This window comes from Marivita sp., assembly GCF_048006345.1.
Classification (GTDB): Bacteria; Pseudomonadota; Alphaproteobacteria; order Rhodobacterales; family Rhodobacteraceae; genus Marivita.
In genome coordinates this window covers 3114256-3136373 of sequence record NZ_CP180351.1, presented here as the reverse complement: position 1 = coordinate 3136373, position 22118 = coordinate 3114256, and the positions used below count along the sequence as shown (strand labels likewise).

General features: G+C 59.1%; 18 protein-coding genes. 15 read left to right on the top strand and 3 right to left on the bottom strand.

What is annotated here, in order from left to right; all coding sequences use genetic code 11:
• The first annotated feature begins 26 nt into the window (after positions 1 to 26).
• The 5 genes from ACMVPR_RS15350 (at position 27) to ACMVPR_RS15330 (ending at position 5610) form a co-directional block, all read left to right on the top strand.
• Complete coding sequence (locus ACMVPR_RS15350; RefSeq protein ID WP_416883584.1) at positions 27 to 1004, top strand: TRAP transporter substrate-binding protein; 978 nt, start codon at positions 27 to 29, stop codon at positions 1002 to 1004.
• A gap of 85 nt (positions 1005 to 1089) precedes the next feature.
• The gene (locus ACMVPR_RS15345) at positions 1090 to 1620 is read left to right on the top strand and encodes a TRAP transporter small permease (RefSeq protein WP_416883583.1); all 531 of its coding nucleotides are present in this window, start codon (positions 1090 to 1092) and stop codon (positions 1618 to 1620) included.
• Between the two features lie 6 nt (positions 1621 to 1626).
• Positions 1627 to 2931, top strand: a complete 1305-nt coding sequence (locus ACMVPR_RS15340) for a TRAP transporter large permease (RefSeq protein WP_292265130.1) — start codon at positions 1627 to 1629, stop codon at positions 2929 to 2931.
• Entirely contained in the window at positions 2931 to 3881 is a 951-nt protein-coding gene (locus ACMVPR_RS15335) for a hypothetical protein (protein WP_416883582.1), read from the top strand. Before ACMVPR_RS15340 ends, ACMVPR_RS15335 begins: the two co-directional genes overlap by 1 nt.
• Before the next feature lie 10 nt (positions 3882 to 3891).
• Positions 3892 to 5610, top strand: coding sequence for a thiamine pyrophosphate-binding protein (locus ACMVPR_RS15330; RefSeq protein WP_416883581.1), 1719 nt, complete (start codon positions 3892 to 3894; stop codon positions 5608 to 5610).
• 82 nt (positions 5611 to 5692) lie between these two features.
• On the opposite strand, the gene ACMVPR_RS15325 is transcribed toward ACMVPR_RS15330, so the two are convergent.
• Positions 5693 to 6796 (bottom strand): mandelate racemase/muconate lactonizing enzyme family protein, encoded by a 1104-nt coding sequence (locus ACMVPR_RS15325; protein ID WP_416883580.1) that lies wholly within the window; start codon positions 6794 to 6796, stop codon positions 5693 to 5695.
• Positions 6797 to 6915: 119 nt separating this feature from the next.
• On the opposite strand from ACMVPR_RS15325, the gene ACMVPR_RS15320 reads away from it, so the two are divergent.
• From ACMVPR_RS15320 to ACMVPR_RS15280, 9 genes are all read left to right on the top strand, one after another.
• A complete protein-coding gene (locus ACMVPR_RS15320; protein ID WP_416883579.1) occupies positions 6916 to 8418 on the top strand; it encodes a PLP-dependent aminotransferase family protein in 1503 nt (500 codons plus the stop codon).
• Between the two features lie 109 nt (positions 8419 to 8527).
• Entirely contained in the window at positions 8528 to 9835 is a 1308-nt protein-coding gene (locus ACMVPR_RS15315; RefSeq protein WP_416883578.1) for an NAD(P)/FAD-dependent oxidoreductase, read from the top strand.
• A 193-nt stretch (positions 9836 to 10028) separates the two neighbouring features.
• A complete protein-coding gene (locus tag ACMVPR_RS15310; RefSeq protein WP_416883577.1) occupies positions 10029 to 11069 on the top strand; it encodes a polyamine ABC transporter substrate-binding protein in 1041 nt (346 codons plus the stop codon).
• A gap of 79 nt (positions 11070 to 11148) precedes the next feature.
• Positions 11149 to 12237: an ABC transporter ATP-binding protein gene (locus ACMVPR_RS15305; RefSeq protein ID WP_416883576.1), complete on the top strand. Its 1089-nt coding sequence runs from the start codon at positions 11149 to 11151 to the stop codon at positions 12235 to 12237.
• A 1-nt stretch (position 12238) separates the two neighbouring features.
• The gene (locus ACMVPR_RS15300; RefSeq protein ID WP_300586891.1) at positions 12239 to 13123 is read left to right on the top strand and encodes an ABC transporter permease; all 885 of its coding nucleotides are present in this window, start codon (positions 12239 to 12241) and stop codon (positions 13121 to 13123) included.
• Entirely contained in the window at positions 13123 to 13959 is an 837-nt protein-coding gene (locus ACMVPR_RS15295) for an ABC transporter permease (protein ID WP_416883575.1), read from the top strand. Before ACMVPR_RS15300 ends, ACMVPR_RS15295 begins: the two co-directional genes overlap by 1 nt.
• A gap of 42 nt (positions 13960 to 14001) precedes the next feature.
• Positions 14002 to 14367 (top strand): cupin domain-containing protein, encoded by a 366-nt coding sequence (locus ACMVPR_RS15290; RefSeq protein WP_416883574.1) that lies wholly within the window; start codon positions 14002 to 14004, stop codon positions 14365 to 14367.
• A 65-nt stretch (positions 14368 to 14432) separates the two neighbouring features.
• Entirely contained in the window at positions 14433 to 15347 is a 915-nt protein-coding gene (locus ACMVPR_RS15285) for a LysR family transcriptional regulator (protein ID WP_416883573.1), read from the top strand.
• A 121-nt stretch (positions 15348 to 15468) separates the two neighbouring features.
• Entirely contained in the window at positions 15469 to 17511 is a 2043-nt protein-coding gene (locus ACMVPR_RS15280; protein WP_416883572.1) for an acetate--CoA ligase family protein, read from the top strand.
• 72 nt (positions 17512 to 17583) lie between these two features.
• Here ACMVPR_RS15280 and ACMVPR_RS15275 read toward each other — a convergent pair whose 3' ends face one another.
• Positions 17584 to 19089 carry a fumarate hydratase gene (locus tag ACMVPR_RS15275; protein ID WP_416883571.1) on the bottom strand — a complete coding sequence of 502 codons (1506 nt, stop codon included), beginning with the start codon at positions 19087 to 19089 and terminating at the stop codon, positions 17584 to 17586.
• Positions 19090 to 19371: 282 nt separating this feature from the next.
• On the opposite strand from ACMVPR_RS15275, the gene ACMVPR_RS15270 reads away from it, so the two are divergent.
• Entirely contained in the window at positions 19372 to 21051 is a 1680-nt protein-coding gene (locus ACMVPR_RS15270; protein WP_416883570.1) for an ABC transporter permease, read from the top strand.
• A 32-nt stretch (positions 21052 to 21083) separates the two neighbouring features.
• Here ACMVPR_RS15270 and ACMVPR_RS15265 read toward each other — a convergent pair whose 3' ends face one another.
• Positions 21084 to 22109, bottom strand: coding sequence for an extracellular solute-binding protein (locus ACMVPR_RS15265; protein WP_416883569.1), 1026 nt, complete (start codon positions 22107 to 22109; stop codon positions 21084 to 21086).
• Between the last annotated feature and the right edge of the window lie 9 nt (positions 22110 to 22118).

Here is a 22118-nt window from a genome sequence, read left to right as displayed (position 1 = left end):
GAACCAAACCACAGGGAGACTAAAAAATGAAAACGCTAATGAACTTAACCGCAGGTGTCGCGCTGGCGACCACCGTGGCCGCTCCGGTCATGGCCGAGACGTGGGATATGCCGATGGCCTATGCCGCTTCGAACTTCCACTCGGAAGTCGGCGCGAATTTTGCCAAGTGCGTCACCGATGGAACCGGCGGCAATCTTGAGATTGTAACCCACCCATCGGGTTCGCTGTTCCCGGGCAACGAAATCAAGCGCGCCGTCCAGACTGGTCAGGCCAATATCGGCGAACGCCTTCTGTCGGCCCACGAGAATGAGAACCCGCTCTACGGCGTGGACTCCATCCCGTTCCTCGTGTCGTCTTTTGACGAGCACGAAAAGCTTTGGGAAATCGCAGGGCCAGCCGTTGCTGAAGTCCTGGCCGAAGATAACCTGCACTACCTCTATTCGGTGCCGTGGCCGCCGCAGGGTCTGTACTTCCGTAACCCGGTCAATTCGGTCGCAGATATGAACGGGGTCAAATTCCGGTCCTATTCAACCGCAACCGCGCGGTTGGCCGAACTCACAGGCATGATCCCGGTTCAGATCGAAGCTGCCGAAATCAGCCAGGCTTTCGCAACCGGCGTGGCGGATTCGATGATCTCTTCGGGTGCCACGGGCTACGACCGCAAGGTGTGGGAACATCTCAACCATTTCTACATCGTGGATGCATGGCTGCCGCGCAACGCAGTCTTTGTGAACATGGACGCGTGGAATGATCTGGATGACGCAAGCAAGGCCGTGATGAACGATTGCGCGGCCGCTGCAAAGGCAGAAGGGCTTCAGCGCTCGAAGGATTACACCGACTTTACCCTCAATGGACTCCGTGAAGGCGGCATGACCGTCGAGGCCGCAAGTGACACCCTTGTGGGCGAACTTCAGGCCATCGGTGCAACCATGACCGACGAATGGCTGGCCGTTGCTGGCGATGCCGGAAAAGCCATCGTGGATGCCTATAAGGCCGGAAACTGACGATAACTGAACGGGCCGGGACGATTGTCTACGTCAAGACGTCGCCCCGGCCCATTTCAAAACATTCACAGACAGGACCGGGACAATGGCGGCAGCGCGCGCGCTCAGACGTATTCTTGACTTTCTCTATCTGGCAGGTGGGATCATCGCTGCGTTTTTCCTCGTTGGCATTCTGGCCATCATTGTCTTGCAGATGCTCGCGCGTTGGTCAGGTGTGACTTTTCCCGGAGCAACCGATTATGCCGGGTACTGCATGGCCGCCGCATCGTTCTTCGCTTTTGCCTATGCTCTGAACCATGGCGCGCACATACGGGTATCCCTCGTTCTGAGCGCTTTGGGGTCAAAGCGACGCTGGGGAGAGACCTTTTGCTTCGGTATGGGAACGCTGATTGCAACCTATTTTGCCTGGTACGCCGTCAAAGGCACGTATGTGTCATGGCGCTGGAATGAGATCAGCCAAGGGCTGGATAAGACCCCGATCTGGGTTCCCCAGATCTCGATGTCCGTTGGCGCCATTCTGTTGGCCATCGCTTTCTGGGACCATCTGGTTCAACTGCTCTTCAAAGGCGAACACGGGATCAAATCTGATCTGATTGAACAGAGCCACGCGGAGTAACGCATCATGGAACAGCTTGCCCCGATTGCCATCTTCCTCTTCGTTCTGTTCTTCCTGCTCGGTTCCGGTGTCTGGGTCGGGCTTGCGCTTATGGGCGTCGCCTTTGTCGGGATGGAGTTGTTTACATCCCGTCCACCCGGCGATGCCATGATCACCCGCGTCTGGGGCGCGTCGTCGTCGTGGACGCTGACCGCGCTGCCTTTGTTTATCTGGATGGGCGAGATCCTGTACCGAACGCGATTGTCCGAGGACATGTTCCGTGGCCTGTCGCCCTGGCTTGCGCGATTGCCAGGTGGGCTGGTGCACACCAACATCGTGGGGTGTACGGTCTTTGCGGCTGTGTCTGGCTCGTCCGCCGCGACGCTGACCACAGTCGGCAAGATGTCGATCCCGGAACTGCGCAAACGCAACTATCCCGAAAACATGGTGATCGGCACTCTGGCTGGTGCTGCAACGCTGGGTTTGATGATCCCTCCGTCCCTGACGCTGATCGTCTACGGCGTCACGATCAATGAATCGATCACCAAACTGTTTATGGCGGGCATTTTGCCGGGCTTGGTGCTGGCATCGATGTTCATGGCGTATGTGGCCGTGATGTCTTTCGTGTCCAAAGACTTCAATCCGATCCCCGAAGAACCCATGAGCTTTGTCGAGAAAGTCAAAAACTCGCGCTTTCTGATCCCCGTCATCTGTCTGATCCTTGTGGTGATCGGCTCGATGTATCTGGGCTTTGCCACGGCGACCGAGGCCGCGGCTTTTGGTGTCATTGGATCGATGGTGCTGGCGGCCACGCAAGGCTCGTTGACTTGGAGTACCTTCACCGAGAGCCTTATGGGTGCGGTCCGCACATCTGCCATGATTGCGCTGATCCTTGCGGGTGCAGCGTTCCTGTCTCTTTCGATGGGGTTCACCGGCTTACCGCGCGGATTGGCGGACCTGATCGCCTCGCTGGAGCTCAGCCGTTTCGAATTGCTGATGGCGCTGCTGGTGTTCTACATCATACTCGGCATGTTCCTTGATGGCATCTCCTCGGTAGTTCTGACCATGGCTGTGGTCGAGCCGATGATCCGGGATGCCGGCATCGACATCATCTGGTTCGGCATCTTCATCGTGGTGGTTGTCGAGATGGCACAGATCACGCCGCCCATCGGGTTCAACCTGTTCGTGCTTCAGGGCATGACGACCCACGAGATGAACTTCATCGCCAAGGCGGCGATCCCGATGTTCCTCATCATGGTCGTGATGGTCTTTGTCTTGATCGCCTTCCCCGAACTGGCAACGTGGCTGCCTGATAATATCCGACAAAGATAGTGAGCCCGCTCGCCTTCGCTGCCCGGCACGGACGCTGGAGCCTTGTCGCCGGTTTGGCGGCGGGGCTTGCCTTGCCCGGGGTCGCACAGACGATGCGGCCCTGGCTGCCGGAACTGGTCAGCGCATTGCTGTTCGTGGCCGCTTTGCGCATCGGGCCACGCGCCACTATTGGCAGCCTAAAAGCCATCGGCCACACGCTTAGTACGGTGATCGGTTACCAGTTGATTGCGCCGCTTCTGGCTTTGGGTGTCTTGACCGCCATGGGCATGGCCTCAACGCCGTGGGGCATGGCCCTTGTTCTGGTCTTGGCGGCACCGTCTGTCACGGGAAGCGCCAACTTCACAATCCTCATGGGGCAGGACCCGTCAGTCGCCATGCGGATCATGCTGGTCGGGACAGCGCTGTTCCCCCTCACCGCTTTGGCGGTTTTGACGCTGTCTCCAATTGTAGAGTCCCCAGTGCAGGCTCTGCTTGGCACGGTCCGATTGATCGGCGTGGTGTTTGGTGCCGTCGGAACGGCCTTTGCCCTGCGGTGGTTCCTCTGGCGCGATATGAGTGAGACCGGTCGTACCGCGCTTGATGGTGGGTCGGCCATTTTGCTGGCCGTCGTCGTCATCGGCCTGATGAGCGCCGCCGGTCCTGCATTGCTTGCGTCACCGCTGCATTTCGCGTCTTGGCTGGCTTTCGCGTTTGTCATCAATTTCGGGCTGCAACTTCTGGCGCATCGCTTTGTCCCGGTCGAAGACGAAACGCGTGATCGCACGGGTACAAGCATCATCGCAGGGAACCGCAATATCGCGCTGTTCCTTGTCGCCCTGCCGCCCGAGGTGATGGACCGGGTTCTGCTGTTCATTGGCTGTTACCAATTCCCGATGTACCTGACGCCCATTTTGCTTGGAAAAGCACTTCGCCCCCGCGACCTTGTGGGTGCGGACAACCTCAAACAGTGAAGGAAAGCGCATGACACGGATGAACGGCGCGCAAGTCATTCTCAGGATGCTGGAGCTGCACGAGGTCGGGTGTGTGTTCGGATTGCCGGGCGAAACAACCATCGGCTGGTACAAGGAGTGGCAGAACTCGTCACCGATCAAATTCGTTCTGACGCGTGATGAACGCACCGCGTCCTTCGCGGCCGAAGCCTATGCCAAGGTCACGGGTCGCCCCGCCGTTCTTGAAGCGCCCAGTCCCGGCGTCACCCATTGCGCGCCCGGCATTGCCGAAGCGTATTTGTCGTCGGTTCCGGTGATCTTCTTCAGCTCGGACATTCCAGTGAATCAGGACAAGAAGCACGGTCTGACGGGCCTTGACCAGACGGCGCTCTATTCGAGCATCTGCAAGGAATCCTTCTACCTCACACGCGTGCAAGATATCCCCTTCCTTCTGCGCCGCGCGTTCCGGGTCGCCACCTCGGGACGCCCTGCGCCGGTGCATGTTCGGGTGCCGATCAATGTCTTCCACGAAGAGGCCGAGATCACCGATCTTTATGCAGAGCCGGAGTATCGGCACTACCCGGCCCACCGCCCTGTCGCGGATCATGCGAAGATCAGACAGGCAATGGCCTTACTCCTTGCTGCCGAAAAGCCGTTGATCGTGTGTGGTCAGGGCGCGCTCATTTCCGGGGCTGGCGCTGCGGTGCTCGAACTCGCCGAGCTGTTGCAAATCCCCGTTGCAACCACAACGCCCGGCAAAGGCACGGTCCCCGAGACCCACCCACTGTCGCTGCGTGTGATCGGTGCGCGGGGTGGCATGGGGTATGCCAACGACTATGCCGGTGCTGCCGATACCATCTTTCTCATTGGGTCAAACACGGATTCCAGTTCCACCAATCACTGGACGCTGTACGGCGCGCCACAGTCCAAGACGTTCATTCAACTCGACATCGCCGAAGCCCATATGGGAAATAACTTCCCGCTTGCCGTCGGGCTCGTCGGCGATGCGCGCGCAACACTGGAATACTTGCTGGAGCTGCTTCGCCTTGGGCATCCTGATCTTGATCGCCCAAGCGTGGATTTGACCGAACTGAAGAAATCGGCGCTGGATGCGGTGTTCAACGCCAATATCCCCATGCCGAAAGGCACTTTGTCGCCGGTCCGGCTGGCTCAGTCACTGGATCGGCTGTTGCCCGATGATGGGATCGTCACCGCCGAACCGGGTGTTGCCGCGATCTATCCATCGGCCCTCATGTCGGTGCGCAAGGCCGGGCGACGCTATCTGACGAACTACTCCATGGGGGCGCTTGGCTATTCCGTGCCTGCAGCCATTGGCGCGGCCTATGCCAGCGACGGTCCGGTGATTTGTCTGACAGGCGATGGGTCTTTGGCCTTTGTTCTGGGTGACTTCGAAACCATCCGGCGCAGCGGCAAGAACATCACCGTGATCCTGATGCGCAATGACAGCTATGGATGGATCCGGGGCGAAGCCATCCTTCTGGATGACGTCGATGCACCGTGGACCACCGATTTCGGCGCTGTCGATTATGTAAAGGTTGCCGAAGGATTTGGCTTCTCGGCAACCCGCGTGACGTCGGAAGACCAGATCGAACCGGCGCTTGCGGCCGCTCTTGCGCATCCCGGCGCGAACTTCATCGAAATGATGGTGCCAACGCAGGACAAGATCGTCCCGTTTGTGCCCAATTGGGTGAATGCCGCACGTAACAAGGGCCTGTCCTATTTCCGATAGACCGATCGTCGGACGCAGAAGAACAAGCGGAAAGCGCGCCCGCTTCAGATCTGCATGCGATCTGGTGTCGGCACGCGGATGTTCACCCCGGCTCGGACACCCGGTAGTCGGACTTCTCCAACCATTCGGGCGCGACCTCGACGCCCCAACCGGGGGCATCGGTGACCGTGGCGCAACCGTCTTCGATCCGGTACGGTTCGTACGTAAAAAGACCATCCTGCCAAGGATAGTAATCCAGCCCTTCGATCGAAAACTCCAGATACTTTCCGGCGTTCGGGATCGCGCGCAGGAGGTGCATGGTGAACAGCGTCACCATCGAAAGGTTTGCCGCGTGCGGAGTGATCGGCAGTCCTGCGGCTTCTGCCATACGGGCCACGCGCAAGGTCCGTGACAGACCGCCGAGATAGCAGATGTCGGGTTGGAGCACATCGACGACGCGGTCCGTGATCATCGTCTGCCACCGTTCCATCATGCAGTCCTGTTCGCCGCCGGTTACATCGATTTCGAGCGCGTCGGTCACTTCCTTTGTCTGGGAAAACTCCCAGTAGGGGCAAGGCTCTTCGTAATGCGAGATTCCATTGTCCTGCAGCATGCGCCCGACTTCGATGGCGCGGGCTGGCGCATAGCAGGAATTGGCATCAACAAGTAACGCAACGCTGTCCCCCATGGCCTTCCGCATCGTGGGGACGATCTCTTCGGTTCGTCCCGGCCATTCGTCCTGATCGTGCCCGACCTCTGCTCCGATGCGGAACTTGAAGGCGTCAAAACCTTGGGTGTCACGCAATCTCAGCAGTCGTTCCGCTTCGTCCTTCGGTGTGATGTCGCGTTTCATTGACGACCCATAGGCCCGCACCTTGCCCGGAGTGCCGCCGATCAGGGCGCAGACCGGTTTGCCTTCGCGTTTGCCACGCATGTCCCAGAGCGCCGTGTCGACACCCCCCATCGCCCGCCGCAGATAGGATCCGGGAAACTTGTGTTCACGGTCGCGCACCGTTTCAAGCATGGCGTCGATATCGCCGCAATCCATGCCCAAGGCATACGGCGCGACCTGCCGGTGCACGACCTGCGCCGTGATGTCGGCATAGTATGGCGCGACCTGACCCCAGCCTTGCGCGCCATCTTCGGCGGTCGCACGCACGAAACAGACATATTGGTTGGAAAAGGTTTCAAGCTTGACGAGTTTCATTGACCACCACACGCTACGACCGTCCGGGCTGGGCGGTTCTGTGAAAAAGCTGGCGAAAAATCGGGATGCCAGATATATCCATTTAGGCTTTTTCTTCATACCAATTGGCGGGGGCGACCTTGAAACATGCCGCCGGAGCGTTGTTGTCCTCGATCCGGCTTGACCGTTCGCTCAGGCGCAGCGTCAGTGTTCAGCTCTACATGGCCTTGCGCGACAAGATCCTGTCGGGCGCGCTGGGCGCCGGTGATCGGTTGCCGGCGACCCGGGTGCTGGCCCGTGAAATCGGAGTATCGCGCACCACTGTGATCGACGCCATCGACCGACTTGTGTCGGAAGGTATGCTTGTCTCGCGCATCGGTGCAGGGACATTCGTCAGCGAAACGCTTGAGAACCAGAGCCTTGTCGCTGCTCCGAGACAGGCCTCCGGGTCTGCGGGGCGACAGCCAAGGTTGTCCTACGTGATCAGCGATGCGCAGACCGGATTTGCCCATCGGTTGTGGTTGCCGCACAAACCGCGGGCGTTCACCACAGCGTTGCCTGCGCTGGACGCGTTTCCGATGACGCATTGGTCGCGTCTGTCGGCCCGGCACCTGCGGGGCGCTCGCAGCGATGTCATGGGCTATGGGCAACCCAAAGGACTGGCGGCGCTTCGCCGTGCGATTGCCACGCATCTTGGTGCGCTCAAGGGAATCCGGTGCCATCCCGAGCAAGTTTTCGTCACCTCGGGCGCACAGCATGCGTTTTCCTTGATTGGGCGGCTTTTCCTGAATCCCGGCGATAGAGTCTGGATGGAAAACCCTGGGGCATCTGGCGCGCGCAACGCGCTTTTGTCCGAAGGTGCGGAAATGGTGCCTGTCGCTGTTGACGACGAGGGGCTGGTTGTCGCCGATGGCTTGTCCAAGGCACCGCATTTCCGGCTGGCCTTTGTCACCCCGTCGCATCAACAGCCACTGGGGCACGTGATGTCCTTGCCGCGCAGGTTGGAACTGTTGCAGGCAGCGGAAAAAGCACAGGCCCTGATCATCGAAGACGACTACGATGGCGAGTTTTACTTTGGCAACGCTCCGGGTCCGGCGCTCCACAGCATAGATGCCAATGGTCGCGTGCTGTATGTCGGCACGTTTTCGAAATCGCTGTTCCCATCGCTGCGATTGGGCTTTGTCCTGGTGCCCGACCGCATGGTCGACAACTTCGACAAGATGTTCGACACATGGGCCAGCGGGCCGTCTACAATGACCCAAGCGGTGGTCGCCGAATTCATGGACGAGGGCCATTTCGCGACTTACATCCGTTTGATGCGACAGCTCTACAAGGCACGTCACGAAGCCCTGCAAGATGCCGCACGAACCTTGCCCGACAGCATTCGCCTGCAAAAGACGACCAGCGGGTTTCATACGCCCGCTTTCCTTGAGGCTGGTTTCAGCGAAACCGATATCGTGCAGCAGGCCAGGCAGGCGGGTGTTACCCTTGCGCCCTTGGGGCGATACTGCCTGTCTCCGAACCCCCAATCCGGGCTGGTTTTCGGGTTTGGCTGCGCCACGCCCGAGGACATCACATGGGGTATCAGTGTTTTGCGCAACCTGCCGGCGCTTCGGTCTTGCGACGCACGCAGATTGGTCTGATCGTTTTATCATATTGGATATGAGTTGCGTGCCAATAGTCGCCTAGCCTTCGGATCAAGCCAGCGGGCGGAAATGTCTTGCCCGAGCTATGGGAACCGGGTTCGATTCAATGCAACTGACAGAGATCAGGCAAAGCCCCTATTGGCATGACCAAATCGGTGCGCCGCCCCCGTTGGCGACAGACCTGCCTGCCAAGGTAGATGTTCTGATCGTGGGGTCAGGGTATACCGGGCTGAGCGCTGCTTTGGTCACTGCGCGCGCCGGGCGGTCTACCTTGGTTGTGGATGCCGAAGATCCGGGCTTCGGATGCAGCACCCGCAATGGCGGGCAGATCAGCACAAGTGTGAAGCCCTCACTGGAAAAGCTGACCGAGAAATTCGGTGCCGGGCGTGCGCAGGGGATCCGCGCAGAAGGTTCCAACGCGCTGAAATGGATCGGTGACTTCGTTGCAGCTGAAGCGTTGGACTGCGATTTTCGCCGTGTCGGACGGTTTCATGCAGCACATACGCCGCAGCATTACGAGACGCTTGTCCGCGACGCTGAAAAGATGCGTCGGCAGGAAGGCATCGATAGCTTTGCCGTGCCCCGCAGCGAACAGCGTACCCAATTGGGAACAGACACCTATTTCGGCGGCGTCGTCTTTTCGGCACATTGTTCGCTTCACCCGGGCAAGTTTCACCGCGAACTGCTGCGTCTTGCGCTTGATGCCGGGGCTTTGGTTGTTGGCCATTGCCGCGTGACGCATATTGCCCGACAGGGATCAGGCTTTCGCGTCGAGACCGCAAATGGGTCTGTCGAGGCACGCGATGTGATCGTCGCGACCAATGGCTATACCACCGCGCTGACACCGTGGTTGCAGCGCCGCGTGATCCCCATTGGCAGCTACATCATCGCAACCGAGGAATTGCCGGAAAGCACGATAGACGCCCTGTTTCCGGGTGATCGCATCGCCAGCGACACCTGTAAGGTTGTCTACTATTACCGTGCATCCCCGGACCGCAGGCGCGTCCTGTTCGGTGGCAGAGTGTCGGCATCCGAGACGACCGCACTGGCCGGCGCGACCCGGCTCAGGCAGGATATGTGCCGCATCTTCCCCGAACTCGAAGGCGTGGCCCTGTCTCATGCCTGGAGCGGCACCGTCGCGTACAGTTTCGACGAACTGGCGCATACGGGCGTGTATGACGGCGTGCATTACGCGATGGGCTATTGCGGGTCCGGTGTGTCGATGGCGCCCTATCTGGGGATGCGGGCGGGGCAGAAGGTTCTCGGCCTGCCCAAGGGTGTCACGGCCTTTGACGGCCTGCCGTTCCCGACGCGTCCCCTTTATCGCGGCAAGCCATGGTTCTTGCCTGCCGCCGTGTCCTGGTACCGGTGGAACGATCAGCGGCAATTTGAAAGGGCACTGCGCATGGGATGACACGCCGGGCAGGGCCATGATCCGGTCTTTCCCCCGGTATTAACGGATCGAAACCAAGGTTTAGGATTCGAAATTTCATTTGTTCCGAACGTGCCAGCACAATCGAGACAAGTGGAGGACGAAACGGATCTGTGCCCACCGGCGACGCGCCGGGCTGGCACGACCGTCAAAACAATCCAAAGGGAGGAAACCAATGAAAACCAGAACACTTCTGACGATCTCGGCCGCCGTTATGGCCACAAGTGCCTTTGCGCAAGACAAGAGTGTCACAATCGCATCCTGGGGTGGCTCTTATCAGGAAGCACAGAGCAAGGCGCTTTTCGAACCTGCCGCTGCCAAGACCGGGATCGAGGTCAAACAGGAAACCTATGGGGGCATGTCCGATGTTCGACTTCAGGTGTCGTCGGGGCAGGTGACGCTTGATATCGTGGCAAGCGGATCGGGGTCAGCGGCGCGTGCCGCCGCAGAGGGTCTGCTTGAAAAACTGGATTACAGCGTGATCGACGTGTCTACGTTCTATCCGGGCCTCTACACTGATTATTGCGTTGGCGGTGATGTGTTCTCGACTGTCTACGCCTGGAACACCAACACGTATGGCGACGCGGGCCCGCAGAGCTGGGCGGATTTCTGGGACGTTGAGAAGTTTCCGGGAAGCCGTGCCTATCGCGGCGGGGTTGCCGGTGCTTTGGAACCGGCGCTCATGGCTGATGGTGTGGCGCCAGAGGATGTCTATTCCGTACTGGACAGCGAAGAAGGCATTGAGCGCGCCATCGACAAGATCCGCGAGTTGAAGCCGAATATCTCGGTGTTCTGGACCTCGGGTGCACAGCACGCCCAGTTGATGAAGGATGGTGAGGTCGACATGACCACCGGTTGGAACGGCCGCTTCGACAATGCCGCCAAGGACGGTGCCATGGTCAAGTACAGCTTCAATCAGGCGCTGCTGGACTACGACTGCTTTGCCATTCCGAAAGGCGCTCCCAACCGGGACACGGCAATGGAGTTCCTGAACGAAATTTCCAAGCCCGAGTATCAGGACGACTTGCCGAAATACATCACCTACGGCCCGACCAACAAAGCCGCTTATGACACGGGTGAAATCACGACAGAAGTTGCCATGGGACTGCCGTCCTCGCCCGAAAACGCGGCGATGCAGTTGCCGGTGTCGTTGGACTGGTACTCCAAATGGGAAACCATCGCGGCCGAGATGTATCAGGAAATGATGACCGAGTGATCCTGTCGCTTTGGCAAATCGCAACTGCGGGCGCTCTGGCGCCCGCATGTTTCTCAAGTAAAGAAGACGAGGGTTCGACTTGACCGACAGAACGTCCGAAGCGCTGCCGATCTCGGTCAGGAACATTACCAAGACCTATGGACGCGTACACGCGCTTGACGATGTGTCGCTTGAGGTGCGCAGCGGAGAGTTCCTCACGCTGCTTGGTCCGTCCGGGTCAGGCAAGACAACACTTTTGATGGTGCTCGCCGGATTTACGCGGCCCGATTGCGGAAGCCTGAAATTCGGTGACCGCGAAGTGATCCGTACCCCCCCGCATCTGCGCGATGTCGGCATGACCTTTCAAAGCTATGCCCTGTTTCCGCACATGTCCGTGGCGGGCAACGTCGGTTACCCGCTGCGGCTGCGCAAGGTGCCCAAAGCTGAGATTGTCAAACGGGTGGAGGCGGCGCTGGAAACGGTGCAGTTGGGTGGGTTCGGAGATCGCCGCATTGACCAACTGTCCGGTGGACAGCGTCAGCGCGTTGCCGTCGCCCGCGCCATTGTCTTTGAACCCCGAATCCTGCTGATGGATGAACCGCTATCCGCGCTCGACAAGAAGTTGCGCGACCAGATGCAGATCGAATTGCGCCACCTGCACGAAAAGCTGGGGATGACCACGGTTTACGTCACGCATGACCAACGCGAGGCGTTGACCATGTCGGACCGCATCGCCGTGGTGAACCACGGTCGGATCATGCAACTTGCGACCCCGCGCGACCTTTATGAGCGCCCCGCCAACCGGTTTGTTGCCGATTTCATCGGCGAATCCACCTTTCTGCCGGTATCCCGCAGCGGCAAGGACGTGCTTTACGACGGGCAGCCGTTGCTCTGTGAGGTTCCCCAGATTGAAACCGACAATCTCTTGTTGATGGTCCGCCCCGAACGGGTGGTTCTGTCACGGGAAGGTCCGCGTGAAGGTGTCAACAACTTCGCCGCAACTGCAACCGAGGTCGTCTATCAAGGCGACAGTTTCCTACTTCATGCAGATTTGCCCGGCGGCGGGCAGATGGTGCTGCGCGGTGCGATGCGCGGAGCAAATGTGACCGCGCTGCCGGCTGTTGGAGAGTTGTTGACGTTGTGTCTGGCTCCTGAGGATACGGTCCTGATTGACGGAAGCGAGCGTTAGGATGGTGGCCGCGCGGATCAATGAAACAGGATTGCGGCGCGATGAACGGCTGGAGCGGCTGAAGCTTTTCGGCCTTGGTTCCCCGGCGATGTTGCTGATCCTTGTCATTCTCGTCATTCCGGTGGGGTGGCTTTTCTATGTGTCCTTCATTGGGGCCGATGGAACGTTCTCGCTGGAAAACTACGAACGGATGCTGAAGCGAAAATCCTACGCCCGGATATTTCAAACGACGTTCGAGATCAGTTTTCTCACCACCGGCCTTTGCATCTTGATTGGCTATCCGTTGGCCTATTTCATTTCCGGTTTGCCGACCCGGATCGCCAATCTTTGCCTGATCACTGTGCTCTTGCCGTTCTGGACCTCGCTTCTTGTGCGCACCTACGCATGGCTCGTGCTTTTGCAAAAGCGCGGGCTGGTGAATGACTGGGGAATTTCTCTGGGGTTGTGGGACGAACCGATAAAGATGGTTCACAACATGACCGGTACGTTGATCGGCATGGTGCATATCATGCTGCCATTCCTGATCCTGCCGGTCTACGGCGCGATGCGGGCCATCGACCGCGACCTGATGAAGGCGGCTGCCAATCTTGGTGCCAGCCCAAAGCGCGCGTTCTGGACGGTGTTCTTTCCGCTGACATTGCCAGGACTTTTTGCAGGATCGTTGATGGTGTTCATCCTGTGCCTCGGGTTCTTCGTGACACCGGCGGTTCTGGGTGGTGGCAAGGTGATCATGGTCTCTATGCAGATCGTCTCGAACATCGAACTCTTCGTGAACTGGGGGGCCGCCAGCGCCTTGGGCGTTGTGTTGTTGGTATCGACCATGGTGATCCTCTGGATTGCCTCGCGTTTCTTGAACCTGGAGAAGATGACCGGAGGAGGGCACTGATGTTCCGCTGGTTCCGTGCACCCGCCACCGAAACCCAGATCACACATGGGCAGCGCCTGTGGCTCTACGTTTTTGCGGTCATCACAATGGTGTTGCTGGTCACGCCGACCCTGATTGTCGTGCCCATGTCCTTCTCCGACAGCCAGTACCTCGAGTTTCCGCCGGAAACCTGGTCGACGCGCTGGTATGATCATTATTTCGGATCACCTGAATGGATGCAGGCGACGCGCACGTCGTTCAAGGCAGCTTTCCTGACAATGCTGGTCGCAACGCCCATCGGTGTGTTGGCGGCGTATGGGCTACATTGTTCGAAAGTCCGCTTCATCCGGGCAGCATTTGTGCTGATGATCACGCCGATGATGGTGCCTGTTGTGCTGGTCGCGATCGGCGCGTTCTACGCCTATGTGCAGCTGAAAATCCTCTACACCATGACGGGCCTTGTTCTGGCGCATACGGTTCTGGCGTTGCCGCTCGTTGTGATCGTCACGGGGTCTGCGCTCAAGAGCTATGACATGAGCCAGGAAGAGGCGGCCCGTAGCCTTGGCGCACCGCGTTGGAAGGCGTTTCTGACCGTGACGTTGCCGCAGATCCGGTTCGCTGTTGTGACCAGCGCGCTCTTGGCATTCCTCACCTCGTTCGATGAAGTGGTGGTGGCGATGTTCGTGTCAGGCGGAGACAATCCGACTCTGACCCGCAACATGTTCAATGCGCTTCGCGATCAGATCGACCCGACCATTGCCTCGATCTCGACCATCATGATCCTCGTCACGACGGGCATGATGGTTCTGGCACAGCTGTTCGGGCAGCAGAAAGAACCGTCGAAACCGAAAGACTGATGCGCCGTCAAAGGCGCGCTGGCACTCATTGAAAGTTCCGCCATGATCAACCTCGAATCCTTTGCCGATCTAGCATCGGTTCCCTTGGGCGATTTTGCCCCAAAGCCGACGACACTCACCGACGGGCAGACCGAAGCCTCTTCCGTGTTGTGGAGTTCGCCGGACGGCCTGACCAAGATCGGCGTCTGGGAATGCACGCCGGGGCGGTTCACCGCGGATCGCACCACTGCCGGTGAATACTGCCATATCCTGTCCGGCCGGGCCACGGTCACCAATTCCGACGGCAGCCGCAGCCGTGACATTGGACCGGGGGATCTGTTGGTTCTGCCACAGGGCTGGACCGGCGATTGGGTGATCCATGATCATATGCGCAAGCTGTTCGTGATCAGCGCTTCGGTGAACGGTTGACCGAGGCCGTGTAACAAAACGATAATTTGAGTAGCAGATTTCTGACCTTTTCTTATAGTTGGGTCATGCATCTCAAGCTGCGCCACCTCGAAGTCTTTCACGCCGTCATGGAAGAGGGCTCGGTCTCCAAGGCCGCAGACAGGCTGCACCTGACGCAGCCCGCAATCAGCATTGCGCTGTCGCGTCTTGAAGACATGCTGGGTTTTCCGCTGTTCCACCGCTCCAAGGGGCATTTCGCGCCGCGCCCCGAGGCCTATTTACTTCATATGGATGCCGAGCTGTCGATCCTTGCCGTCGAACAGTTTTCCAACCGCGCACGGCTCATCAAACAGGGTGGTACGGGCCTGCTTCGGATCGGTGCCATCGGCGCAGCGGCGTTCGGTCTTTTGCCAGAGCTTGTGGCGCGATATACCAAGGATAACCCACTGGTCGAAATTGATCTTCGCGTCCGAAGCTCGCATCAGATCTCTTACCTCGTAAGCAACGGACAATGCGACATCGGTCTTGTCGAAGCCCCCGTCGCCGCGCCAACGCTCGAGGTGGAACAGTTCTCGTTGCCGTGCGTCTGCATTTTTCCATCTGGCTCTGCCCTTGAGCAGAAAGATCGCATTACACCTGCGGACCTTGCCGATCATCGTTTGGTTGGTATTCAAGACAGCAACCAGGTGGACCGGCAAGTGCGCGCGATCTGCGCGGAGGCCGGGTTCGAAGTGCGTGCGCCGGTCCATGGGTTCTTTTTCGCGGTCGTTCGCAGAATGGTGGCCGAAGGGGCCGGCATTGCCATTGTTGACGCGCTGAACGGGTGCATGCCGCTGCAGGACGGCGTCAGCTGGCGTCCTTTTGAACCCGAGATCCGATATGACACAGCCCTTGTTGTGAAGGCGGGCGCAGAGCTTTCGCTTCCGTCGCAGGCGTTCATCCAGATCATCCGCGACGAGATGAAAGCAAGGGCCACCTTGCCTGATGTGGTCCCGGTATAAGCCGGGTAAATCGCTCCTTACAAAATCGGAATTTCAACTGTTCGCGTGTTGCGACCAATATCCCTTCTGATCCATTCAGAAAGGGTGCGGCGTGCAGGACCAGAGTTTTCCGAGATCGTCCATGGACGCGCTGTTGGCACCGAAAAGCATTGCGCTTGTCGGTGTTTCGGACCGCCCGGAGTCTTACGGGCACGCTCTGGATCGTATGGTCAGTGAAGGCGGTTTTGCAGGTCGGATCATGCGGGTCAATCCACGGCTGGCCAAAGGGTCAGACGGCCGCATTTCAGAAAGCCTCGGTGATTGCCCCAGCGCACCCGAGCATGTTGTCCTGTCAGTGGCGACCGCGCGTGTGGAGGCAGCTGTGGACGAGGCGCTTTCAGTCGGTGCGCGGGCCCTTACGATCTTTTCGGAATGCCCGGACGCGGCAATGCGTCACCGCATCGGCGACAGGGTTCGAGCGGCCGGGGCTGCTTTGTGTGGGCCGAACAGCATGGGGTTCCACAACATCACTCTGGGTCTGAGGGTGACACCCTTTCCCGTTCCACTCGATCTCAAACCCGGAGGGATCGGTCTGATCGCGCAATCTGGCTCAATCCTTGGCGCGCTGATGAACAACGATCGGCGGTTGCGTTTTTCGCAGGCGGTCAGCACCGGGTCTGAAACCGTAACCACCGCAGCCGACTATTTGCTTTGGATGGTCAACCGGCCTGAAACCCGATGCGTCGGCCTGTTTCTGGAAACCGTGCGCGACCCCGAAAGATTTGTCGCAGCGATGGAGGCGGCGGCGGCCCGTGACATCCCTATCGTCATCTTGAAGATCGGTCGCTCCGCGCTGGGCGCGCGGATGGCCATTTCGCACACCGGCGCGTTGGTCGGCAATGACGATGTGTTCCGCAGCCTTGTCGAACGGCTGGGCGGGCACATGGCATCCTCGGTCGATGAAATGGCTGCAATGCTTGTTCTGTTTGCACAAGGCAGACGAGCCCCAGCACCCGGCATCGCATCCATTCACGATTCCGGTGGTGAGCGTGAATTGATGGCTGACATGGCCGAGGATCACGGGCTGACCTATGCCACTTTGTCTGCAGAGACCAAGGCGTCGATCCAATCGGTCCTTGAGCCGGGCATCCTGGCAGACAATCCGCTGGATGCTTGGGGCACTGGGCATGGCGCTCAGGCCACGTACACCCGCGCCATCACGGCAATGATGGCGGACTCATCCGTTGGAACGGGCCTCTACGTGCTGAACTGGCGCGGTAATTATTACCTGCACGAAATGCACGCGCGTGCCCTTTCCGACGCCATAGATGAAACCGAAAAACCCCTTGCCGCCGTATCGAACTTTTCCCGAAGCGACGACGCTGGTCTTGCCGACCGATTTGCAGATTTGGGGATACCCCTGATCAGCGGCATGCAGAACGCGCTGTCTGCCGTGCGCGCGCTGCACAACCGTCGTCCGGTACAACCCTTTCGACCGACTGAACCGCCAAACCCGCGCGCGCAGCATTGGTGCGACGCCTTTCGAGGTCGGGACTGGATCGGAGAGGCGGACGGGTACGCGCTTTTCTCCGACTACGGCATCCAATGTGCTTCACACGTGTTGGTGGCGTCCAAAGAAGGGGCTGTTGAGGCCGCTCGACGGATCGGGGGGAGTGTCGTTCTCAAAACCGCGCAGCTGGGGCTTTCGCACAAGTCAGATCTAGGCGGCGTCAAGGCTGGCCTTAAGGACCTGCAAGCTGTCGCTGACCAGTATGATGATCTGTCTGCCCGGTTTACCGGTGAGGTTCTGGTTTCCGAAATGGTCGCGCCGGGCGTCGAATGGTCGTTGGGGGCAATCAATGACCCCGATTTCGGCCCAGCAATACGCATCGCGCCTGGGGGCATCTTTGTCGACTTGCTTGACGAATACGCCCTCATGATGGCGCCGTTTTCAGAAGCGGACGCCGCGGCGGCAATCGCCAAGTTGCGCGCGGCCAAAATTCTGTCCGGGTATCGTGGAAGCCCTGTGCTGGCCACGGAGAAACTGGCGCAGTCCGCAGCGGCGCTGTCCCGGCTCGCGTGGGACATGCGCGATGTCCTTGCGGAAATAGAGATCAATCCGATCATCGTGAACACGGAAAACGCCGTTGCCGTGGACTCCGTTGTCCGCGCTCGTTTTTGCTGACCAATAAGCAAAGAGCCTGCCGGGTGCGGCAGGCTCTGAGATTTTCGCCGCTATCAGGGTGCCATCAAGGCATCATGCGAGAACCGGTACGCGTTTCCATGCCGCCGGACCGGTTTTGTGGATCGAATTGCCATTGATATCCACGGCAACGGTCACGGGCATGTCCTCAACCTTGAGTTCGTAGATCGCTTCCATCCCGAGATCCTCGAACGCCACGGGACGCGCCTGTTTGATCGCCTTGGAGACAAGGTAGGCCGCGCCGCCAACGGCAATCAGGTACACCGCCTTGTGTTTGGCGATGGCTTCCAACCCTGCAGGACCACGTTCCGCTTTGCCCACCATCACCTTCAAGCCGGTATCGGCCAGAATGCGATCTGTAAACTTGTCCATCCGTGTCGATGTGGTGGGGCCCGCTGGGCCGATGGCCTCATCACCAACCGCGTCAACCGGTCCAACGTAATAGATCGCGCGGCCCCTCAGATCGACGGGCAAGGTTTCGCCCCGGTCAAGCATGTCGATCATCCGTTTGTGTGCCGCATCACGTCCAGTGTAGAGCGTTCCGGACAATAGCAGCGTTTGACCGGGTTCAAGCGACGCGAGAACGTCATCCGACAACGCATCAAGGTCAATGCGCCGTGCTTGCGCGCTGGCCTGATCCAGCAGGATCTCGGGCCAATCTGCCAGATCGGGCGGTGTGAACTCGGCTGAACCGGAGCCATCCAGTGTGAAATGGACATGCCGGGTCGCTGCGCAATTCGGGATCAGACCAACGGGCAGGGATGCTGCATGTGTCGGGAACGACCGGATCTTGACATCAAGCACGGTGGTCACTCCGCCCAGACCTTGCGCACCGATGCCAAGCGCGTTGACGCGCTCCGCGATCTCCAACCGCAATTCTTCTGTCCGGTTCGACGGACCGCGCCGCTGCAGGTCGTGCAGGTCGATCGGTTCTGACAGCGCGGCTTTCGCCAGCGCCATCACGCGGTCAGCATTGCCTCCGACGCCGATGCCCAGAATGCCCGGCGGGCACCAACCCGCGCCAAGAGTTTCGACCGTGTTTACAACCCAGTCAGCGACCGATCCGCTTGGGTTCAGCGTCGTGAATTTCGCCTTGTTTTCGGACCCGCCGCCTTTGGCCGCAACTTCGACTTCGATGGTGTCCCCCGCGACCATTTCGACCGTCAGCATGCATGGTGTGTTGTCACCAGAGTTCTTGCGCGCGCCGAACGGGTCGACCACCACAGAGGCCCGCAGAGGGTTGGTGTCGCGCAGATAGCCCTGTCGTGTGCCCTCGTCGCAGATGTCCTGAAGCGAGCGTTTGAAATCGGTTTTCGCCTCGACACCGTATTTGACGTGAATGTTTGCCGCTCCGGTGTCCTGACAGATCGGTCGCCTCCCGATGGCGCACATGCGGCTGTTGACGAGGATCTGCGCCATCGCCTGTTTTGCGCCGGGGTTTTCTTCGCGCTCCCAAGCTGCGGACATGGCACGCACGAAGTCTGGTGGATGAAAGTAAGAGATGTACTGAAGTGCTTCGGCAATGGATTCGATCAGATCGTCTTCTCGGATCAGGGGCATGTCAGACCTCTTCAATCTCGCGGCTTTCGTTATTGGAGAACACCATCGCGGTATTCCAAGACGGCCACAACCCTATCTGACGTGCAAGATGGTGCAATAAGGAGTGGCATTTTGCCCTCAGCGCCGTCGCGAAGGGTGAACTGCGGGATCGGCACATGTCCTGATGCGATGCGTGGACAGGAATCTGATTTCGCTCGCAAGTTCTCGATGTTATGAGCGTTGCCATACCTGAGTGATCCTATCGGAAATCAGGCATCCATGGCAAATTGACGAACACGGGATATGGCAGAGACTTCACTCATCCTCAAACAGCAGCGCGCATCCTGGACAGGCCGGTTTGCCTGGATCATTGCTGGGTTGGCTGCTGCGATCTGTGTGCTCCCGCATGTCAGCGTCTTGATCGCAGCCTTCATGGGATCGACGGACACACTGCAGTCCTTGGCGGAGACCGTGCTTGGCCGCTACACGCGTGCGACGCTTGTTTTGCTGGTGTCGGTCGTGATTTGCAGCACCATCATCGGAACAGTGACGGCGTGGCTTGTGACGACAACCGAATTCCGAGGGCGCAGAGTTCTGGAAATCGCTTTGGTCCTGCCGCTGGCGTTTCCGGCATATGTCTTGGCCTATGCCTACACGCATGTTCTGGATCATCCGGGGATCGTGCAATCCACGTTGCGCGCGGTGACGGGGTGGGGGCCCCGGGACTACTGGTTCCCGGAAATACGGTCCTTGGGTGGCGCCGCCGCCATGCTGACGCTGGTTCTGTATCCTTACGTGTATCTCTTGGCGCGCGCAGCATTCGCGTCGCAAAGTGCGACCACGTTCTATGCTGCGCAATCGTTGGGGCAGACACGGATCGGAGCGTTCTGGCGCGTATCTTTGCCAATGGCCCGCCCGGCCATTGCGTCGGGTGCGATGCTGGTCGGGATGGAAACCATCGCCGATTTCGGGACCGTTTCGTATTTCGGGGTGCAGACCTTTGCGGTCGGAATTTACTCCAGCTGGTTTTCATTTGCCGACCGCGCAGCCGCCGCGCAGCTTTCGCTGGGTTTGCTGGCGTTCGCCCTGCTTTTGGCCATCGTCGAACGCATCAACCGCGGTGAGGCGCGGTATGCGTATGGTCGCAAGTTCGAACAGATGCCCCGGTCCGTTTTGACCGGAGGTCGAGGGTTTCTTGCTTTTGCCATGTGTTTTCTGCCAGCGTTTCTTGGATGCTTTCTGCCGGTCTTCATGCTGGCTGAAATGGCGCTTGGGTCCGAACAGGATCTGCTCAGCCCGCGCTACCTGCAATTCGCGAAGAACTCGGTCACGTTGGGTGTCTGTGCTGCGGTGATCACGGTTTCGGTGGCCTTGCTGTTTGGCAGTCTGGCCCGGACACGGGACTCGTGGGTTGCAACAGCAGTCCTATATATCGGGCGCATGGGATACGCCGTGCCGGGTGGCGTGATTGCTGTCGGGTTGCTGGTGCCCTTTGCCTTTTTCGACAACACGCTCGACGCCTATATGCGCGAGACTTTCGGGATCTCGACCGGGCTCTTGTTCACCGGGTCGATCTGGTTGCTTGTCTGCGCCTACATGATCCGTTTTCTTGCTGCAGCGATTGGAGCCTATGAGGGCGGGGTTGCCGTGATCAACCCGAACATGGATGCGGCGGCGCGGGTTCTGGGGCAAAGCGAATGGGGGTTGCTGCGGCGCGTGCATTTCCCGCTTCTGCGTCCCAGTCTATTTACCGCGCTCCTGATCGTTTTTGTCGATGTGATGAAAGAATTGCCCGCAACGCTGATCATGCGGCCCTTCAACTTTGACACCTTGGCCGTACAGGCACATCGCTTGGCGGCAGACGAGCGTCTGGCCGGTGCCGCCGTACCAAGCCTTGTGATCGTGGCGATTGGAACGCTTCCGGTGATCCTGCTCTGTCGTCGCATCCGAAACGAGCAGGGCCACAAAAAAGAGGGCGCCTGAGCGCCCTCTTTTCCGCAATCTGATCTAACAGCTTATTTCCAGCCGACTTCGTTGAAGATCTTCTGGGCGGTGGCAAGGTTTTGCGCCACTTCGGACAGGTCCACATCGTCCGGGCGGAACATCCCGAGCGCCGCAACCGACGGGGACAAGCCAACGCCGGGAACAGCCGGGTATTCGTCATTGCCTGCCGAGAAATACTGCTGCGCCTGATCAGACGACAGGTATTCGAGGAATTTGATCGCGTTCTCGCGGTTCGGGGCATGGGCTGCAACGCCACCGCCGGACAAGTTCATATGCGCGCCTTCCGCGTTTTGGGCCGGGAACACCCAGCCGATATTGGCACGGTCTGCTTCGGACAGGCCTTCGACATCAACGCGCAATGCACGTGAGAAGTAATAGGTGTTCGAGATCGAAATATCGCATTCGCCCGAGACAAGACCCAGCAGTTGGTCGGTGTCGCCACCCTGCGGGTCGCGCGCGAAATTGTCGACAACACCCTGCGCCCATGCCTTGGCTGCCTCTTCGCCGTGGTTTTCGATCACTGCGCTGAGCAGCGTCTGAGAGTAGACGTTTGTCGACGAACGGTGGCAGACCATGCCCTTGTACTGGGGGTCGGCCAGCGAAATGTAGTCGAGCGGTGGATTTTCGACGTCGGTTTTGTCGTAGAAGATGATCCGCGCGCGCTGGCTGAAGCCAAACCACTGGTTGTCATCGTCTTGCAGACTGTCAGGAATCCGTTGCTCAAGCACGTCGCTGTCGATGGATTGCAGCACACCTGCCGCTTTGGCGCGCTCGAGCCGCGATGTGTCCACGGTCAGCAGAATGTCTGCCGGCGAATTGGCGCCCTCGGCCTGCATGCGTGCGATCAGTTCGTCGGCATTGCCTTCGATCCGGTTGATCGTGATGCCGGTTGCTTCGGTGAAGTCTGAATAGAGCCGTTCGTCGGTATCATAGTGGCGCGACGAATAGAGGTTCACTTCCCCCTGTGCCATTGCTGCGGTGCTGAGTGCGGTGCTGGCGACAAGTGCCAGCGTCGAAGTTGTCCATAGGACGCGCATGAGACTCTC

Bases quoted from the DNA above. Each gene is read 5' to 3' on its own strand.
- ACMVPR_RS15280 (WP_416883572.1), top strand. From the start codon at position 15,469: ATGGACGCGCTGTTGGCACCGAAAAGCATTGCGCTTGTCGGTGTTTCG.
- ACMVPR_RS15290 (WP_416883574.1), top strand. From the start codon at position 14,002: ATGATCAACCTCGAATCCTTTGCCGATCTAGCATCGGTTCCCTTGGGC.
- ACMVPR_RS15265 (WP_416883569.1), bottom strand. From the start codon at position 22,109: ATGCGCGTCCTATGGACAACTTCGACGCTGGCACTTGTCGCCAGCACC.
- ACMVPR_RS15340 (WP_292265130.1), top strand. From the start codon at position 1,627: ATGGAACAGCTTGCCCCGATTGCCATCTTCCTCTTCGTTCTGTTCTTC.
- ACMVPR_RS15350 (WP_416883584.1), top strand. From the start codon at position 27: ATGAAAACGCTAATGAACTTAACCGCAGGTGTCGCGCTGGCGACCACC.
- ACMVPR_RS15270 (WP_416883570.1), top strand. From the start codon at position 19,372: ATGGCAGAGACTTCACTCATCCTCAAACAGCAGCGCGCATCCTGGACA.
- ACMVPR_RS15285 (WP_416883573.1), top strand. From the start codon at position 14,433: ATGCATCTCAAGCTGCGCCACCTCGAAGTCTTTCACGCCGTCATGGAA.
- ACMVPR_RS15325 (WP_416883580.1), bottom strand. From the start codon at position 6,796: ATGAAACTCGTCAAGCTTGAAACCTTTTCCAACCAATATGTCTGTTTC.
- ACMVPR_RS15300 (WP_300586891.1), top strand. From the start codon at position 12,239: ATGGTGGCCGCGCGGATCAATGAAACAGGATTGCGGCGCGATGAACGG.
- ACMVPR_RS15315 (WP_416883578.1), top strand. From the start codon at position 8,528: ATGCAACTGACAGAGATCAGGCAAAGCCCCTATTGGCATGACCAAATC.
- ACMVPR_RS15295 (WP_416883575.1), top strand. From the start codon at position 13,123: ATGTTCCGCTGGTTCCGTGCACCCGCCACCGAAACCCAGATCACACAT.
- ACMVPR_RS15345 (WP_416883583.1), top strand. From the start codon at position 1,090: ATGGCGGCAGCGCGCGCGCTCAGACGTATTCTTGACTTTCTCTATCTG.
- ACMVPR_RS15275 (WP_416883571.1), bottom strand. From the start codon at position 19,089: ATGCCCCTGATCCGAGAAGACGATCTGATCGAATCCATTGCCGAAGCA.
- ACMVPR_RS15330 (WP_416883581.1), top strand. From the start codon at position 3,892: ATGACACGGATGAACGGCGCGCAAGTCATTCTCAGGATGCTGGAGCTG.
- ACMVPR_RS15310 (WP_416883577.1), top strand. From the start codon at position 10,029: ATGAAAACCAGAACACTTCTGACGATCTCGGCCGCCGTTATGGCCACA.